Below are 16,922 nucleotides of genomic sequence, written 5' to 3' on the forward strand. Positions count from 1 at the left end.
CCATTTGTTGCAGAAAAGTGATGTTAATTAGCATATTGGAAAAGTGAAAATATGATCAAAACAGTTTGCGTCTTCAGTTCATCAAGTTCAGCGGTAAATTCTGTGTACCGTGATACAACTATAGAATTGGGAAAAAGACTCGGTCAGGAAGGTTTTGGTTTGATCTTCGGCGGCGCAGATGTCGGATTGATGGGCGTTGTCGCGAGAACCGCGCAGAACCACGGAGCCAGGGTTACCGGCGTGATCCCTGAGTCATTAGTGGAAAAGGGCATAGTCTATCAAGAAGCTGATGAATTAATTGTATCAAATAATTTACGTGACCGGAAGGAAATCATTGAATCGAAATCTGATGCTTTTATTGCGCTGCCCGGCGGTTTTGGGACACTCGAAGAAATTATCGAGATACTCACCCTAAAGCAGCTCCAGCTTCATAATAAACCGATTGTTTTTATCAATACGAATAGTTATTACGATAATTTGATAGCCCAATTTGAAACAGGGTATCAGGAGAATTTTGCGAAAAAAGAGTATAAAGAACTGTATTATATCTCAAAATCTGCTGATGCTGCGATAGATTATATAAAACACTATGTACCGAAACAATTACCAGGCAAATGGTTTTGAAAGTATGGTTGGTTATTATGGGAAACATATGTAAATAATAACAAACACATGTTAAGGTTCACAATCAACTCCATTCCGGAGCTTTCAAAGCTGCCCGGATTCCTCGGGAACGAGCAGCGCCTCTGCATACTAAAAGCAATAGCAGTGCAGGAGAAGTATGCAAGGGAAATCTCGGAGGAACTTGGCATCTCAAGACCATACCATCATTCCAATATTATTTAAGACCACCACAGCGTGTGATTTCAGCATTTAAGCAATCCATTATGAAATGGATTTCATGGTAATTGCAGGCAACTTATTTTGGTTCTTTCATCCTTTGACTTAATGAGGTGACATATATGAATGAAGAACAAAAAGATGAAGGAATTAGAGGAAAAAAGATGCTGACAGGTAAAAGATTGGTATTTGCAATACTCGGCGCTGTACTTGCAGGAGCAGTTATTGCAGGGATATACTACTACGAAAATACGTACAAATTCCGGCAGTACAATGTAGATGTTAACTCGGATATGGGAAAAGTTGCGACAAAAATAGCAATAGATACTATGATAGACGAGGGTTATAAACCAAACGAGCTTATTCCGCGTGTTATCAAGGCTCAGAATACCGGCTTTGATTATCAAGGTACACAGAGTCCTGTCTATGATATTGTGCGGCTGTGGGTGCTTCTATCAGAGCCCGACACTTACGAGAATTATACATTATTCACTAACCATCCGATTAAAAACGGAGAAAAAAGCATTTTATTATATAATTTTGTAACCCCTGTCGAGGGTAGCAAAAAGATGCCTTGGAAACCAGGAACTGCGGAATGGCCTCCAAGGTATTACACAATAACCATACAGGATTCGATAATCGAGGCTTCATTGGACGGTGTGAAGAGGGCACGAATTATAAATCCTGCAATTGTGGACATGAGCGCACATGAGAATAAGAAGCAAATAGACCTGATTAATGAGGCTGGATACAGATATGGTGGTACCAACATCACTTATGATACGAATATTCTCGTGTTATATGCATATGGCGCATACAATCCATGGCCTCGGGAGTCTGTTGAGGTCGTCATAGATATTGTAGGCAACAATGCAAAAATATCCGGGATCATAAAATATGAGGGGAGTTCTGAATCTAAAGACGAATATTATATCGATAGAAATGTGGAAGAGAGAAAATGGTACATAAAACCTAAGACAGTGCCCATTAAACCCGAAAATTAACAGGACTGACCTTTCATGGAGATTAAAAAACAAAACCAGAGGTTTGTGGCAGCAATTATCGTACTGGTTATAGCAAGCTTCGTCCTGACAAACAAGCTTCTCGGAAGCAGTCCTGAACTAAATCTTGTGATGAATGGAAGTACCGTAGTCATTGAGAGACCTGCGAAGCTCTTCACGTACTCAGACCTGCTGCTGAGTACGTTTAGCTCTTTTGTTTTGGGCACAACAATCATGTATCTGTTAGCAGGCAGATGGAGAGGGTATCCAGAACAGCTATCATTTGAATCAAAACCAGTAGAAGAAGATAAAAACGAAAAGTGGCGAATGGTTCTGGATGCTCTTAAAGAGGATGAACATAAAATCTACAGAGAAATCCTTGATGCAGGCGGAGAAATGCTCCAGAAAGACCTGGTGGCTCTCTCCGGTTTTAACGGACCGAAGGTGACCCGCACCCTGGATAACCTGGAAAAAAGGAATTTTATAGAGCGAAAGAGCTATGGCATGACAAACCTGGTAAGATTGAGATAAAAACAATACTACAGGAAAAGGTCCGATTAAACAGTAGTTGAATAGCAGCTTCCACTATTTCATGTTAAGATTTGTAGTGGATTGTCACAGAAAATATATAAGGTATGCTACCGTGAAAATAATAAAACGGTTCAGAAAAAATAAATTAAACCCATAAAAAGAGATACAAATGGTTGAAGTAACTGGAAAGCTTGCACTGCCCCTGGTGGTACTGGGTTTTTATCCAATGGTAAAGATCCTCGGAGAAATGATAGGCGGCCCTGATATCCCAATATTTTTATTGTTCTTATGGAGTCTTTCATTGTCCGCTTCGATGCTAATATTCTATAAAGAATTTAAAAAATGAAATTTGACAAATATCCTATGGAAGACAAAACAGCAGGAATATTATTTTGGGTGCTACTATTGAATTGAAAATCACAAGGAGCGATGAAAAATGATAGGTGCAAGTGAGGTCATCCTGTTTCTCTTTATCCCGGTGCTTGTTTTATTGATCGTTTTATGGCTCTGGATGCTGATAGATTGCCTGAAGAGGCGGGATGATATGTTCAAATTCGGTGGAAATAATGCCCGGCTCATCTGGATCCTGGTTATAATTCTTACAGGGGTTATCGGGGCAGTGATCTATTATTTCCTTATTAAAAAAACGGATTCACATGAGGATAGGATTATTGGTATTGCTCTACTTGCTTCCCTGGCTATCATTGTAATTTTAATAGCCAGTGGTCTCATGGTAAATACAAGAAGTACTGTTTCTATCGAGCCATATCCTCCAGGTAAATTACCACAATCCATTGAAATTCCAACAATATCACTTACTCCCAAAGTAACACCAGTATTGCCTCCGATTAATCAAACATTGCCATCGAATGCGACCACAATTCCGGCTACCATGGCAATTCAACCCGATACCGGTACTATCGGAACAAAAGTTGTTCTCACTGGTACAGGTTTCACTGCCAGAGACAATAACGTCGCCTTTAGATTGGAACCTGAGGACAGCCCCGGGACATTTAAAGTCGGTTACATTAACAACCTTGTATCCCGTGACGGCAAAACTATTGAATTCGTAATACCAGAAGTGTTAAGTGCATGCGCATTTCCTCTGCCTGAAACAAATCCAGTTACAGCATGTCCTGCAATAGGTATCCTCTTTAAATCCGGTACTCAAACATATCCTGTCTATGTTGTCAATCAAAATGGCACAAGCAACCGCGTTAATTTTACTTTGTCGCGGTAATCAGAGGAGATGATATAAGCTTGAAAGACCCTGGAAATAGAAAGTTAGCGACAATTATTTTTATTCTATCATTCCTTTGGATGCTGTCTCCGGTTTACCTTCCGGATGACTATTCGGGATACATTGGAGAAGAAAAAGAAATGATAGAAACGGCGGTGGATGACGCCGATGTTGAGTTAGGTCCTATCCAGAGATTTAGTGTTAAAAGCCTTATAAGATACGATTCCGAATGGGAAATAAAAATCATTCACTACACAATTTTTAACATACCAGTTAGAGAATCTAACATAACTGTACGATCAGATGATGGTTTTCATGCCACAGATGGCAGCTTCACAGATATCATACCCTTTGCATCATGGATTATTTTGATATCTGCTCTTGCTACGTGTTTTATTGTATTTGTTTTTCCTGTTCTGTCTATTGGTTACTTAATCAATAAAAAATGGCGGTTTGTACATCTATTGAGAAATCCTAAAGTTTACGGTTTACCTGGGTATATACTGGTAGCAGCGCCCTCTCTTTTATTCTATTTTGAAATGATAGCCGGAATTCGCTATTATCCTGCAACTCATATTGCGGAAACAACATGGCAGGGCGCTTATCAGCCTTTTTACCTGTATCTTATTCTTGGAGCAACAGTTGCTGCTATAGGCTGTTATCGAAGCGCACTTATGGCATGGCTCGGCAGCATTCTTGTCCTGGCTCTTTCAATATCGTTAATATTCAGTGCAGGTTTCCTACCTTTTATAGGCGCCATCGTTCTTTTAGCAGGTGCTGCCTTAAGGACCTTTAACAAAACCAAAGTAAGTGAACCTGAGGAGAACAAATGAATTTTGAAGGTAATAGTAATGTCAAATAATAGGATTGGCAATGCGGCAGGAATATTATTTTGGGTTCTGTTATTAACTTCTGCATTATATATATACATTAAGGGAATTAGAAATTATGCTGATGTACCCATATATTTGGCTGCTCTAAGAATCATTGAGTTTTTTGGATTAATTATGGGAATCATGGTTCTTATTCTATTTTTCATTGTTCTCATAGCCATTATATTAACATTGTTCAGGCCACATAGAATTAAACCAAATGGGAGAGATGAAAAATGATAGGTACAAGTGAGATGTTGCATAGACAAATAGAGAAGTTTTTATTTCTTCTCATACCATTCCTGTTAATTGTGTGGATTGTTATAGAAAGAGTAAACTTAAGGAAAATGGCTCATTCTCACGATAAAGGGAAATGGGCAATTCCTTTAGGAGTAATTACTTTTATAGCGGTGTTGAATAGCATTATTTTTTCGTTCCTGTCAATGGTTGTTCTGGATTCTATCGAAATGGATCGGGTTTTCGGAGACTCTGGTATGCTCGCCATGATGGTCATAGTGCCGCTTATTCCCTCAGGGCTGATTTCATTTGCAATTCTCCAAAATCGTCAATGGGTGTCTTATACCCTCGTGTTAACTTTAATAGCAGGGCTTTATCTTGTTTTCTCATGCTTCTATTGTATAGGATAAGTGATAAAAATGAACAATAATCGGAAAAATGCATTATGGCTGGCAGGTCTATCTTTCGCAGCATCGCTATTGGTTTCGGCATACATCACGACCTTCCAGTACTCTCCAGTAGTTGTCATTTACCCCTTCATTTCCCTCCTTGGAATAATCGGAATACTTTTGAGGAAAAAAGAAGTTTTGATTATCTCTGCGCTCATATCCCTTGCCCTCATGATCCTTGGCATAATGACTGTCGGCGGGCTATTTTTTATTTCTTCCTTACCACTTTTAATCTCAACTTTCGTGTATCCGGGTGGTTTCGAAAAGGTGGATGTAGATAAAACATCAAAAAGAACTGCAAGAATAATAATGATCGCATCTTTATTTGCTGCCGTTGCAGCAGGCATTGTGGAATTATCGTGGCTCTATGTAAAGTTTTCATCCGGAAAATGGATACTTTCTGATATTGAATTCGTATTCCTTATTTTACTTCTGTCAGTCTTACCCGTACTGGGATTGATAGGAATAAGCAGGGGAAACCGGGACTTTTTGAACACATCGGCTGCAATATCCATAGTATTAGCAGTATTTATGGGAATATTTCTGAGAAGACCCATGTTCCTGGTCTCTACATTGTTATTGATGATCTCTGCATTTGTATATGGAAGCGGAATCAAGAGGCAAATAAAAAAAGAAATCGAAACAGAAATAGAAATAGTTGATCCGGGGTTTAAGAAAACTGCACTGGTTTTGGCAGGTGCATCCATGCTGGTTGCCGTAATCATAACATTGTATTCAGAAATCGTATTAATTGCTGATGGTTGCTATACTTACCACACATCATCGACCAGCGGCGGTACGATATGCAGTGATTTTCGCCCTGACTATGTGATTCCTGTACTCCTTTCCTTTATTGGGATCGTCGGGATTCTCAGGGAAAATAAACTCATGCTTTATTCATCGGCAGCAGTATCTTTTGTGCGAATGGTTGTGTATTTATCGCAAATTGCGGTTTTATTCTTGCCATCATTCCTGATGCTGATAATCTCGGCATTCGTTTACCAAAAGGGGATAAGGAAAGCAGAAGGTATGGAAGAAGCTTCACAAAATAACAAGCAATATTATGTTTTATTGCTACTATTCGTCTTCGTGATTCTCTGGATTATCGGAGTGTATATTTTCGTGCAGCCAAGCAGTATTACGGGAGAAAGTGGATATGGACAAGCACCGGCTAAACAAATTCCTTAATACAGCGATATTACTGGCGAGCCTGTCTTTCATAGCATCGTTATTTGCAGCTTTATTTATTGCAGAGCGCATCATGGCGCCTGCATTCGCAGTCCTTGTATTCATTCCTCTTCTGGGATTGATAGGGATACTTAAGAAAAACAAAGAGATTTTGATTGCATCTGCCCTCATATCACTCTGTCTGGCTATATTAACCATAGTGTCAGTTGGTATGCTATTTTTACCCTCTTCAATAATCCTGGTTATCTCTGTTATGGTCTGTTTAAGAGAGGCAAAAAAGGAAGAGCTGGCTGAAAAAGCAAAGAGAACCGCACAACTGGCGGCTTTTGCATCTTTAATTGCCGCCATAGGTATAGCAGTATCCGAATCGTCAGGGCAAAAATCGCTTTCTGCACCTCTCCTGGTAGCTGAATTGTTATTCTTCTATTTGCCTCTTATTCTTCCTCCGATAATGGGGCTGGCTGGAATAAAACTAGGAAATAAAAATTATTTGAGCTTATCTGCTGCTTTTTCCATGGTCGTTGCCATCTCTTTGATGTTGCTTTCTCGGAATCCCCTGTACCTGGCATCACCTCTGCTACTGATTTTCTCTGCTTTTGCATACCAGGGTGGAATAATCAGAGCTACCAAAAAAGAAATCATAGATTCAAAGATAAAAAAAATTGCGTTTGTCCTGGCCGGTATTTCGATATTTGTCGCAATAATCACTACGTTGTACATTGAACGTGTATTGATCGTTGACGGCTGTTATAGTTTTCAGACATCAACCGATAGCGTCCGAATATGTGAAGATTTCCGCCCCGGTTATGTGCTTCCGGTTATTCTTTCTGTTATCGGGGCCGCGGGAATCCTCAGGAATAACAAAATCATGATAAATACTTCGGCTGCATTATCTTTTGTAAGGCTGGTTACATCTTTATCAGCAATAGATACTTTATTCGTGCCCTCATTTGCAGCGCTTATAATTTCAGCGTTTGTATATCAAAAAGGAACAAGGAAAGGGGATACACTTATTGAAACATGGGAAAACAGCAGGCAATATTATCTTTTATTACTCCTATTTGCTGTTCTCATTATCTGGATATTTTCAGTTTATATATTCATACACCCAAACACCAGCGGAGGATCAGGTGGTTATTTCCCGCCAGACCACCCATGATTACCGATTTTTGCAAAAATATATACTAAGATACTGATTATTGCACATTTACATTTACCAGGAAACCATAGGTTACGCTTCCCTTTTCTTTCCATCTTGGGTAGACCTCAATTACATAAAGCCCCGGCAGAAGCGACAAATTTATATCCGACTCACGCTCTGGAGTCAGGTTAGAGTAATTTCCTTCCTTTATATGCCATGCCCGATCATTTGCAAATGATCGGATTATTTCATCTTCATCTGTAACCTGAATGACTTTGAGTTGTAACTCCTGGGGAGGCTCATTAAGGGGAAGGCTAAGGTGCGCCGCAAATGGAGAACTGGAACGCAGAGGCTCAACTGGAGTATGGATTCCTTCATAATCAGCACAAACAGATGTTGAACTCATTGTTATTCCTAAGACTTTATCTGCCTCATCCCAGCAATATGAGCCGATTCCTGAAATCTGTTCATTCCCATCTACTTTAAGGAGCGCAGGTGGCGGCTTTAGTATTTCCATTTGTCGCGGTTGCATTGAACTGAAATTTATGATCACCAGGATTAAAATCGCTAATAGAACCGATAGTATAACTCCTATAATTGCAAATTTGATTTTACTATTCATTTTTTCTCTCTCCAATCTATTAGATATATTTCAATCATCCACGTATCAAACCCATAAAAGATTTTCTTAAACTACGAATGGATTTGTAATTATATTTTTTCCAGGTTATGTGTCATAATCTTTATATTGTCAATACTCATATATTGACACATGTTCCTTCCTTTAAATGACAAGCAGTTTGAATTCTGGAGGCTGAGGCGCAGCGGTATTCTCAGCATAGACATAGCGCGCCTTTTCAATATCTCCAAACAGGCTGTTTCAAAGGCGCTCCTCACGATGGATGAAAGAATAGAAAAAACCCTTCTTGAGATGGCACGTGCTAACCAGATAGAGGTAGAGAAGATAAACATGGAGCGAGGCATCCTGTTCGGGCATTCCGTGCCTTTTAATGCCAGCGCCATAATTTTCGTATCTGCAAAGCATGGGATGCAGGTATGGTACGAGCATGAAGGGAATTGCGGCGCCTGTACAAGATATGCACAATGTATTGAACTGCTGTGGGATTTTGCGGATGAGATGAAGCTTAAGCTTGAGAAAACTGATGATCCCACGAAGCTGGCTGAGGAGCTTTTTGAGAAGTTGAGGGGATTGGCATGACGATAAATATAGATTATATCTTAAGAAAAACGATTGGCTGGTGCCCATTAAAGGATAGAATGTTTGTGCAAGTTCATGAAAGTGGCAAGATTTGCAATTCCAATAAAGATCAAGCCAATAGTGGAATAGCAAATAATGTAAATTTACCTCTTGATATGTTTGACTGGCGCAAGTTTGCAATTATATTAGCTCTTGGTTTTTCTGCCTTCATTTTAATTTTCGTAAATTATTTAAATAGAACCGCTGCAAGTTATTTTGGCATCATATTGCTTTATTTTACTTTTATTGCATTTTTTAATCTGTCCGATAAGAACAAAGTATCGATTGATTCTGAAAAGCTGGTTATAAAGACTTCTTTCTTTGAATCCATCAATATCCTGAAACATGATATAACTGATATAAAAACAATTGACAATGTTATCTACAAATACAGTTGGGTCAATTTAGTTTTAATTATTCTTATTTTAATACTCGGGTTTTTCCAGGTCCTGAGTTTACATGGCCAGATAATACGGTCTGCTGACATGGAAGATGCAGTATTACATATTGCCAATTCGATGTTCATGTTTTTTATCCTTATATCAAGTTTCTATCGAAGCAATCGCAGATCCAGGTATCCAAAAACCATCCGGATAGATACTGCAACAAAAAACATCACGCTCTACCCGATAAATGAATCTGAGTTTAATATTCTGAAAGGAGAATTAGAGAAATGACGGGCACTTTTGTTGAGAATATTAGAAAAATGATGGGGTGGTGCCCGGATGAGAGTATAGCAGAGCGAAAAAGAAGGTTAGTAGAATATGAGATAGAGCCAATAAATGCCGGTTTATCGGTTAAAAAATGGAAATTAGATTTATTAATAATCGGGCATATCTGTGCTCTGCTATTTGCATCTTTGTTTATTTTACCGATGAGCGTTTATCAAGCTTTTGATCTTTACAACAGCCCATATCTGTCGCTAAACCACGGTCAGTTTTCAGCAGATATTACATCATCAGTTGCAAGCACACTGTTTTCGATTGCCACTGTTATGCTGATTTATAATATTACCGTCTTTAAAAAATTATACTCTAAACTCTGCTATTTTAACATAATCCTGCTTTCGGGGTTATTTGTAGCGATAATTTATCTACTTTCTTTCTATGGAGATTACAGGCTTGAGTGGAGCATCGACTGGGCGTTTGTTCTTGCATTGTTCCCCTCGATTCCAAGCATTTTGAGCATACGGTTCAATAAAAGATATGGAGAACAGAAGTTAGTTCCAGAAGGTTCAGGCCTGGTTGAACTTATTAAGCGTACTATGGGCTGGTGCCCAAACGCAAGTGTAGCCTCCAGAAAAACAGTAAAATTAGAAAGCATCGATAATGAAAATTTTATTGGAATTCGTCCTCCTACAGCAGAAGTCACTGTTTTATGGCTGAGCAGGATTTTTGGTATACTGGATTTGCCTATCGCCTTTATTGCGTTAATTGACGGATCCCTTATTTTTACTATTCTTAATCCTTCCTATATCCCTAAAACAGCAGAGCAGTGGATAGGTTTCTTCACCGCCATATCTGCTGTAGCAGGCGCTATGGCAGGACTAACCGCAAAAAGCAGTCATTCAATGGGGCGGAAGATAATCCATCTTTTGTTTGCGGCTCTTGGAGTAATTATGACTTTCAACACACTGGCCAGGCTATTTTTGTCCACTGGCTGGCTTTCGTAGAGGAGCAAAATGTATGCCGGGAAATATTCATGAAGAAAAGGTGGTAAAATTGAATATCGAAGCAATTAAGCGTACTATGGGCTGGTGTCCGAATGTAAATCCGGTGATACATGAAAATATCAGAAATGTCGATTTTGCACACCTTCCGCAGGAACCTCTTGGCAAACCACGTGTTGAAAAATTTCAATCCAAAAATGTAATGTTTTCTGCTAACAATATCTTGTTCACTATTTGCCTTGTGATCAGTCTGAATTTGATATTGGCTGTGGCCAGAAATCTGGACTATGCAATCTTGATCCCAGTTCTTGTTGGAATATTATCCTTACTTTACCTCATTGTGGCTATAACTTTTAAGGCGCATATTTTAATTGATGAAAACGGTGTGCATTTAAGAAATTTCGAGCTAAGGGACGTATTGCTAAATTATAGGAATGTTAAATCAATAACTATAAGAAAAGGCGTTAAACTTCCAATCGGACTAATTGTGATAGGGTTACTGCTTCTTGCTGCAATGCTTGTTATGTTGCTTACTTACTCATTGAAGTCAGGAGACTGGAAATTGACCCTATCGATTGCTTGCCTATTGCCCTGGCTTTTGCTAGTGAAACACAAGCAAGATAAGGAATATCATAATCTGAATACACAATTGTACATTCAGCATGAAGACAAGAATCGACATAAAAGATGGTATGAACTAGCGAACACATCCTATTATTCGATCATAACAGACGAGACGACAGCATCTGAAATACAGGCTTCTATTGAACATTACAGGGGTGCAAATTAAAATGGTCTTTTTTAAATCGGTCAGGAAATTGATGGGCTGGTGCCCGCAGGAAACAGATTTTCCCACTGTTAAAGGCGTGTTTAATACAGACTACGCCCATAGTGATAAGAGACAGTCCAAATATTACCCTGTTGAGAACATGGACGTACCGATCCAGATGTTCGACCGGCGCATTTTTTCAATTGTATTAACCCTGGGTATTTCAGGTTTTATTTCAATATTCTTTGATTTATTTAATGGATTTCCTGGTTATGTACTGGTTTATATTATCTTTATTTTACTATTTATCAGCATTGACCGGATCAAAATATCGATTGACAATGAAAAGATACAGATAAGTACACCTCTCCTCAAACCTGTCAATATTCCAAAACAAAATATAAATTGCATAAAAATTATCGACAATTCTATTTACAAACATAGATGGATAAATATTTTCTTAATTATCTTTATCATGCTATTCATTTTTCTGCAAGTACTGACTTTATACCGCAAGATAATACGTTCAACGCCTCTGGAAGAGATGGTATTTAGTTTTGTTATGCCTATTTTTTTGATTTTTTTACTCATATCGCCCCTTCAAAGAAATATTCGCAGGTCGCATTATCCAAAAGCCATCAAGATAGAAACTACAAATAGCATCACCCTCTACCCAAGAAATGAATCTGAGTTTAATATTCTTAAGGGGGAGTTGGAGAAATGATGGGCAATTTTACAGAAAATATCAAAAGAATGATGGGCTGGTGCCCGCAAAAAGATTTTGATTTCACGCACCTGGATAATATGAACAAGACGAACATGAATGCCATTTATTCACAAAATAAGGTGCCAGAATATGATCGTGGTCGGGTAAAAATCCTTGTAGATAGTTCGCGTGATGCCGGTATAATAAGTATTTTAATGCCTGCCACGATCATTTTTTTTATTTTTTTTATATTTATGACCATCAGGAACAAATACTCTGTTATAGATATAATCCCAATTTCGATATATTATTTTGCCCTTATAATATTACTTCTTCAGAATAGAACATCTGTGGAGTTTGCACATGATTGTATAATTATCCACAGACCTCTGTTAAGGCCCATCACAATACAAAGAAATGCCATTTTAAAAACCGAGATCATTAAGAATTCCATGTACAGAATGCGATGGTTCTTTTTGCCATTGGCCTTTTTTGCATTGTTATTAATAATCCGACATAATTTAATCGCTATTTACCTGAACATAATGAAATCGTCTCCTCTAATAGTGAAAGTTATTGATGTCTATTCCATGCCGATGACAAGTTTACTTCTTTTTGTGATTTCCTACCATTACCTGGTCAGATCATACAACCCGGCTTTTCTCAAAATAACGACAAAAAATCGCGAAGTTACATTCTATACCAATAATCTGCAGGAACTGAAAAGTGAACTGAAGGTGGTTCAATGACAGCTTTCATAAAAAATATCCGAAAAATCATGGGCTGGTGCCCGCAGGAAAAAATTGTCTACAGGAGTGAAGATGAGTTTATTTCAGACTATGCCTCTCGAAGTAAGATCCATACTAATAATAATTCCATTAATGAGGATATGGATGTACCGCTGCAAATGTTTGACTGGCGCATCTGGGCTATTATTCTGGGTTTTGCGGGTTTAATTATAATCGGCAGTGCATGGGCAGGTACATATCGATATTTTATACCTGTGTCTTCTATCCTGATTGCTTTGCTTATCGTTTTTTTCCATACAAAATTATCTATTGGCAGTGAAACATTGAAAATCACCACGCCGATTTTAGGTGATACCGTAATTCCTAAAAGTAGCATCAAAAGCATAGAAATATTTGAAAACTACGGAAACAGGCATAAGCTGCGAAGCCTGGTTTCGTTAGTGGTGATGATATTGCTGTCGATTTATTTTGTGGTTGCCATGCCAGACTCTGTCATGAATATATTGTTCCTTATTGCAATTTTTGGCTTTGCATATACATTATATGCCACTATCCGCATATCGAATTATCCGGATATGATCAGAATGAACGCTGGTGGAAGATACATTTTGCTTTATCCTCGCAATGAGCATGACTTTTTGAAATTGAAATATATTGTCCAGGGTATGCCGGGTTGTGAAAGGAGGAAGGAATGACCGCATTTATCGAGAATATCAGGAAAATGACGGGCTGGTGCCCGAATACAAGCGTGGCGTCAAGAAAAACAGTACAAGTACAATTAGAAAGCATCGATAACGGAAATATTGTTAGGACCCGTCCTCCTTCAGTGGAAGTCACTGTTCTATGGCTGAGCAGGATTTTTGGTATGCTGGATTTGCCCATTGCCTTTGTTGCTTTGATTGACGGCTCCCTCATTTTTACTCTTCTTAATCCTTCCCATATCCCTAAAACAGCAGAGCAGTGGATAGGTTTCTTCACTGCCACATCTGCCGTAGTAGGCGCCATTGCAGGACTAACCGCAAAAAGCAGTCATCCAATGGGACGAAAGATAATCCATCTTCTGTTTGCGGCTCTTGGAGTAATTATGACTTTCAACGCACTGGTCAGGCTCTTTTTGTTTGCTGGCTGGTTTTCGTAGAGGGAGCAAAGTGTATGCCAGGAAATGTTCATGAAGAAAAGGTGGTAGGATTGAATATTGAAACAATTAAGCATGTTCCAGGCTGGTGCCCGAGTGTGAGCATGATGGAAGCAGGAAAATCCGTGCAGTTCGATGACATGACAGCGCCTGATAGTGGCAGGGAATTAACTTATACTACCGCAGGATTTTGGAACAAATATCACAACAGGATCTTACTGAACGCAGTTGTCCTTACGTTACTGGCAATGACTTATTACATTTCATATGGGCGATATGATCCTGATAATTTCCTGGCAGGCATAATCTATGGTTTAATATTTGGGTTTATGATAGCAGTAATTCTAATTGTTGGCTTCATCGCAGCAAAGACCGATCTCCGAATAAGTGGTATTTATGCCACTCTTTCAGGTTTCATTTTGTTTGTCTGGACACAATACCTTGAGGTGATCTACTGGGAACGGAAAAACAGGAAGATGCTTATAGTTGAGAAAACATCTTTTTATGCAGTTGATACAGGTGGTAGCAAGTGATTCTAAATAAACAGGCAATAGGTGGCACATTTATATGAGCGCAACATCCGGATACGCAATTGGATGGGGAACTCTTGCATTGATCAATGCGGGAATCGCACAGGGGAAGAACAGGAGCGGTATCAACTGGTTCCTTCTTTCAATATTTTTTGGCCCTGTCGCAACATTAGTTCTGGTTGCATTTTGTGATAAAAAGAAGGGATAACGTGATTGAATTGCCGGTGAATATCGTGGATAAAGTAAAAAGAATGATGGTAAAACAATGAAAACACTCACCGACTATCAGTTTTCTAATGTTATAATTACTGGTTGTGCAGCATATTTCGGTTTTTTAATTGCCGGCCTGGTTCTCCCATTCCCTTCATTTTTTTTTGTTTTGTCAATTTTGTCAATTCTTCTTACCTCTGTGATATTATTTGTCCAGGATAGAATCACAATAGAGTTAATTTCAAATGCAATAATTATTAAAAGAACGATCTTTAAGCGTGTTGAAATATCAAAAGAGAGCATTCTGAAAATTGAAGTCCTGAAGAATCCTAACCATAGATTCCGCTGGGCGATAACATCACTTGTGATAATAGGATTGATTTTCTGGTTAATGAATATGATAGATACATTATCCCGCGTCTTAGAAAGAGATCCATTTTTATATTTCATCGCTATGGCTTTTGCAGAATCCACAATATTGATATTTGTCATAGTCCTGACCTATAAATGGTACATCAGGTCAAAGTATGAGAATTACCTGAAAATAACCTCAAGAACGAATAGGGAAGTCAATATTTATGTGGATAATCCAACAGAAATAGTAAATAAATTAGGGGCAGATTAATGATTATTTTTGAAGAAACCGTACGAGAAACAATTGGCTGGTGCCTGAATATTAAAATTAGTGGATATTCTGGGAAGGCTGCGTAATATGATAGTCGATTTTAGGGAACAGGTAAGCAAACAGGTTATTGAAGAAGTCAGGAACAGAAAGTATCTTAAAAAAATAAATGATTTATCTTACGGTATTTTTCTTGTAAGCTTGCTGTCGCTTTTGTTTTCCGGGATTTTATTCGTGTCCGGCATAGATTTGTATAATGGTCTCTTGTGGTTTAGCGTATCCTTATTTTTTTCATCAATTGTTGTTTGGACAATGTTAGGCATTTTCGTATATGTGAAAATTATTCATAAAGGAAATAATTTATTATGAATTCCAGAGATACGGTTGAAGTAATTAAAAAAATGATGGGCTGGTGCCCTGTTGCAGATACAAAAACCAGCGAGCCTCCTTCTGGAGAAAGTTTTGCCAGTAAGCCAGAAGGCGGGGGCGATGCATCTGGGAAGTCATTTGGATCGTTATTCGAATGGGATTACATCGTTAAGGAAGAACTGTTGCGCTCGATTGCTGTTTTATTCTATACGTTTATTGGCATCGGGTCGTTGATCAAGTATGGTTATATCAAAGCAGACCTGACTGATACATTTTTCCTGGCGCCGATCGTAACCTTTGCCTTTTTTGTAATCATGGTCTTGTACAGGAAGAATACACTGAGCCCCATAATATACTGTTTTGAAAATACCAAACCGTTCAGAGAATTGGCTATCTTGATTGCAATTTACGCGGTATATCTTTATTTCTCACTTCAACACCCTGTGCTTCATAGCATATGGATTCTTATCATCTTATACATAGCCTCAAAACTTGGGAAAATATTCGAACTTAACCGCCCCACAGGTGTTAAGATGATGCTCTTCGTTGCAGCAGCATCTGCCTTCGTCCTTATTCGATATTATGCATTGCAGTTACCTCTGATGCCCCTCATAAAAGGCATCTTAACTCTTGAAGCAGTTATGCTGGTATTTGTGGTTCTGTCAAAGTGGATGGGATTTGAAGAACCTGATTATCTGAAAAGAATGGATCGGAAAGGTTTCCTCATATTCGTGGCACTTATTGTTGTCTTATCGATAATTGGGGCAGCGGTAATGATCGGGCTTGACAGGTAATCAAATAGAGGAGAAATTGTTATGAATGCATTTAAGAAAATAAGGTTATGGCTGGGCTGGTGCCCGAACGCGAACATGAACAGGAAAATCACCATGCAGAGGGAGATCGAAATCCCGGAAATGGATTTCTATTCAAAACCGCCATTATTCAGTCCAATTCTGCTGAAGGATGCCTATTTTATGGGAATAACAAAAGAGACTGTAATTAGTATACCAATAGTATTGATCTTAATTCTCCTTTATTTCCTCAGGTTCAGTTTCTTTTTCGAATCATATTCAGTTTATCTGATATTACTTTCCGTGGTGCTGCTCCAACTCATTGTTTCAAAAGCAGGTATTGAAATTAGTGACAGAAGCATAAAGGTAAAAACTATACTTAGCCCTCTTATGGGTTCGACTTTTGAATTTAATAGATGGGGCGCCCCGGGTAAAAATCATTGGGAGCCTGATGTGGATAATTGTTAGTTTTGGTTTTGGTTATCAGATGTACTCGGTATCAAAGTCCGTGTCAAATATCCGGATACGGTTTTTGCCGCATCCATCTGTTAATAAAATGACGATACACACAACTAATGCCGGGCAAATAGCTGATCTGATAGAGAAGGCCAGAAA

The 16,922-nt window shown here is 38.6% G+C and carries 26 protein-coding genes; 25 read left to right on the forward strand and 1 reads right to left on the reverse strand.

The genetic code is table 11. The features are described 5' to 3' along the window. The first annotated feature begins 51 nt into the window (after nt 1-51). The 11 genes from CL181_RS12195 (at nt 52) to CL181_RS12240 (ending at nt 7,517) form a co-directional block, all read left to right on the forward strand. On the forward strand, nt 52-624 hold the full coding sequence (locus tag CL181_RS12195; protein WP_097299586.1) for a TIGR00730 family Rossman fold protein: 573 nt from the start codon (nt 52-54) through the stop codon (nt 622-624). A 48-nt stretch (nt 625-672) separates the two neighbouring features. Further along, nucleotides 673-846 (forward strand): winged helix-turn-helix domain-containing protein, encoded by a 174-nt coding sequence (locus tag CL181_RS12200; protein ID WP_141398895.1) that lies wholly within the window; start codon nt 673-675, stop codon nt 844-846. A gap of 116 nt (nt 847-962) precedes the next feature. Continuing rightward, a complete protein-coding gene (locus CL181_RS12205) occupies nt 963-1,844 on the forward strand; it encodes a hypothetical protein (RefSeq protein WP_097299587.1) in 882 nt (293 codons plus the stop codon). Nucleotides 1,845-1,859: 15 nt separating this feature from the next. Continuing rightward, nucleotides 1,860-2,372 (forward strand): hypothetical protein, encoded by a 513-nt coding sequence (locus CL181_RS12210; protein ID WP_097299588.1) that lies wholly within the window; start codon nt 1,860-1,862, stop codon nt 2,370-2,372. Between the two features lie 169 nt (nt 2,373-2,541). After that, nucleotides 2,542-2,718 carry a hypothetical protein gene (locus CL181_RS20465; protein ID WP_176505204.1) on the forward strand — a complete coding sequence of 59 codons (177 nt, stop codon included), beginning with the start codon at nt 2,542-2,544 and terminating at the stop codon, nt 2,716-2,718. Between the two features lie 90 nt (nt 2,719-2,808). Next, nucleotides 2,809-3,612 carry a PLDc N-terminal domain-containing protein gene (locus CL181_RS12215; RefSeq protein ID WP_097299589.1) on the forward strand — a complete coding sequence of 268 codons (804 nt, stop codon included), beginning with the start codon at nt 2,809-2,811 and terminating at the stop codon, nt 3,610-3,612. A gap of 20 nt (nt 3,613-3,632) precedes the next feature. Continuing rightward, complete coding sequence (locus CL181_RS12220; protein ID WP_097299590.1) at nt 3,633-4,445, forward strand: hypothetical protein; 813 nt, start codon at nt 3,633-3,635, stop codon at nt 4,443-4,445. Nucleotides 4,446-4,448: 3 nt separating this feature from the next. Then, a complete protein-coding gene (locus CL181_RS12225) occupies nt 4,449-4,724 on the forward strand; it encodes a hypothetical protein (RefSeq protein ID WP_141398896.1) in 276 nt (91 codons plus the stop codon). After that, nucleotides 4,721-5,131 carry a hypothetical protein gene (locus CL181_RS12230; RefSeq protein ID WP_097299592.1) on the forward strand — a complete coding sequence of 137 codons (411 nt, stop codon included), beginning with the start codon at nt 4,721-4,723 and terminating at the stop codon, nt 5,129-5,131. Before CL181_RS12225 ends, CL181_RS12230 begins: the two co-directional genes overlap by 4 nt. 9 nt (nt 5,132-5,140) lie before the next feature. Next, nucleotides 5,141-6,358 carry a hypothetical protein gene (locus tag CL181_RS12235; RefSeq protein ID WP_097299593.1) on the forward strand — a complete coding sequence of 406 codons (1,218 nt, stop codon included), beginning with the start codon at nt 5,141-5,143 and terminating at the stop codon, nt 6,356-6,358. Continuing rightward, on the forward strand, nt 6,327-7,517 hold the full coding sequence (locus tag CL181_RS12240) for a hypothetical protein (RefSeq protein WP_097299594.1): 1,191 nt from the start codon (nt 6,327-6,329) through the stop codon (nt 7,515-7,517). Before CL181_RS12235 ends, CL181_RS12240 begins: the two co-directional genes overlap by 32 nt. 37 nt (nt 7,518-7,554) lie before the next feature. Here CL181_RS12240 and CL181_RS12245 read toward each other — a convergent pair whose 3' ends face one another. Continuing rightward, nucleotides 7,555-8,121: a hypothetical protein gene (locus tag CL181_RS12245; RefSeq protein ID WP_097299595.1), complete on the reverse strand. Its 567-nt coding sequence runs from the start codon at nt 8,119-8,121 to the stop codon at nt 7,555-7,557. A gap of 150 nt (nt 8,122-8,271) precedes the next feature. Here CL181_RS12245 and CL181_RS12250 point away from each other — a divergent pair, with 150 nt between their 5' ends. From CL181_RS12250 to CL181_RS12310, 14 genes are all read left to right on the forward strand, one after another. Beyond that, nucleotides 8,272-8,718 carry a hypothetical protein gene (locus CL181_RS12250; RefSeq protein WP_097299596.1) on the forward strand — a complete coding sequence of 149 codons (447 nt, stop codon included), beginning with the start codon at nt 8,272-8,274 and terminating at the stop codon, nt 8,716-8,718. Next, nucleotides 8,715-9,434 carry a DUF1673 family protein gene (locus CL181_RS12255; protein ID WP_097299597.1) on the forward strand — a complete coding sequence of 240 codons (720 nt, stop codon included), beginning with the start codon at nt 8,715-8,717 and terminating at the stop codon, nt 9,432-9,434. The genes CL181_RS12250 and CL181_RS12255 overlap by 4 nt, the downstream gene beginning before the upstream one ends. After that, nucleotides 9,431-10,429: a hypothetical protein gene (locus CL181_RS12260; protein WP_097299598.1), complete on the forward strand. Its 999-nt coding sequence runs from the start codon at nt 9,431-9,433 to the stop codon at nt 10,427-10,429. The genes CL181_RS12255 and CL181_RS12260 overlap by 4 nt, the downstream gene beginning before the upstream one ends. Before the next feature lie 13 nt (nt 10,430-10,442). Beyond that, nucleotides 10,443-11,216 carry a hypothetical protein gene (locus CL181_RS12265; RefSeq protein ID WP_097299599.1) on the forward strand — a complete coding sequence of 258 codons (774 nt, stop codon included), beginning with the start codon at nt 10,443-10,445 and terminating at the stop codon, nt 11,214-11,216. 1 nt (nt 11,217) lies between these two features. Beyond that, complete coding sequence (locus CL181_RS12270; protein WP_097299600.1) at nt 11,218-11,919, forward strand: DUF1673 family protein; 702 nt, start codon at nt 11,218-11,220, stop codon at nt 11,917-11,919. Continuing rightward, nucleotides 11,916-12,650, forward strand: coding sequence for a DUF1673 family protein (locus CL181_RS12275; RefSeq protein ID WP_097299601.1), 735 nt, complete (start codon nt 11,916-11,918; stop codon nt 12,648-12,650). Before CL181_RS12270 ends, CL181_RS12275 begins: the two co-directional genes overlap by 4 nt. Continuing rightward, nucleotides 12,647-13,345: a hypothetical protein gene (locus CL181_RS12280; protein ID WP_097299602.1), complete on the forward strand. Its 699-nt coding sequence runs from the start codon at nt 12,647-12,649 to the stop codon at nt 13,343-13,345. Before CL181_RS12275 ends, CL181_RS12280 begins: the two co-directional genes overlap by 4 nt. Then, nucleotides 13,342-13,788, forward strand: coding sequence for a DUF1673 family protein (locus CL181_RS12285; RefSeq protein WP_097299603.1), 447 nt, complete (start codon nt 13,342-13,344; stop codon nt 13,786-13,788). Before CL181_RS12280 ends, CL181_RS12285 begins: the two co-directional genes overlap by 4 nt. A gap of 14 nt (nt 13,789-13,802) precedes the next feature. After that, nucleotides 13,803-14,318, forward strand: coding sequence for a DUF1673 family protein (locus CL181_RS12290; RefSeq protein WP_097299604.1), 516 nt, complete (start codon nt 13,803-13,805; stop codon nt 14,316-14,318). A gap of 34 nt (nt 14,319-14,352) precedes the next feature. Continuing rightward, nucleotides 14,353-14,523 carry a hypothetical protein gene (locus tag CL181_RS20470; RefSeq protein ID WP_176505205.1) on the forward strand — a complete coding sequence of 57 codons (171 nt, stop codon included), beginning with the start codon at nt 14,353-14,355 and terminating at the stop codon, nt 14,521-14,523. A 57-nt stretch (nt 14,524-14,580) separates the two neighbouring features. Beyond that, nucleotides 14,581-15,150 carry a DUF1673 family protein gene (locus CL181_RS12295; RefSeq protein ID WP_097299605.1) on the forward strand — a complete coding sequence of 190 codons (570 nt, stop codon included), beginning with the start codon at nt 14,581-14,583 and terminating at the stop codon, nt 15,148-15,150. An 87-nt stretch (nt 15,151-15,237) separates the two neighbouring features. Then, nucleotides 15,238-15,516 carry a hypothetical protein gene (locus CL181_RS12300; protein WP_141398897.1) on the forward strand — a complete coding sequence of 93 codons (279 nt, stop codon included), beginning with the start codon at nt 15,238-15,240 and terminating at the stop codon, nt 15,514-15,516. Then, nucleotides 15,513-16,310 (forward strand): DUF1673 family protein, encoded by a 798-nt coding sequence (locus CL181_RS12305; RefSeq protein ID WP_097299607.1) that lies wholly within the window; start codon nt 15,513-15,515, stop codon nt 16,308-16,310. Before CL181_RS12300 ends, CL181_RS12305 begins: the two co-directional genes overlap by 4 nt. 21 nt (nt 16,311-16,331) lie before the next feature. Further along, the gene (locus CL181_RS12310) at nt 16,332-16,775 is read left to right on the forward strand and encodes a hypothetical protein (protein ID WP_097299608.1); all 444 of its coding nucleotides are present in this window, start codon (nt 16,332-16,334) and stop codon (nt 16,773-16,775) included. Nucleotides 16,776-16,922: the final 147 nt, after the last annotated feature.

The organism is Candidatus Methanoperedens sp. BLZ2 (genome assembly GCF_002487355.1).
In the GTDB taxonomy this organism is placed as follows: domain Archaea; phylum Halobacteriota; class Methanosarcinia; order Methanosarcinales; family Methanoperedenaceae; genus Methanoperedens.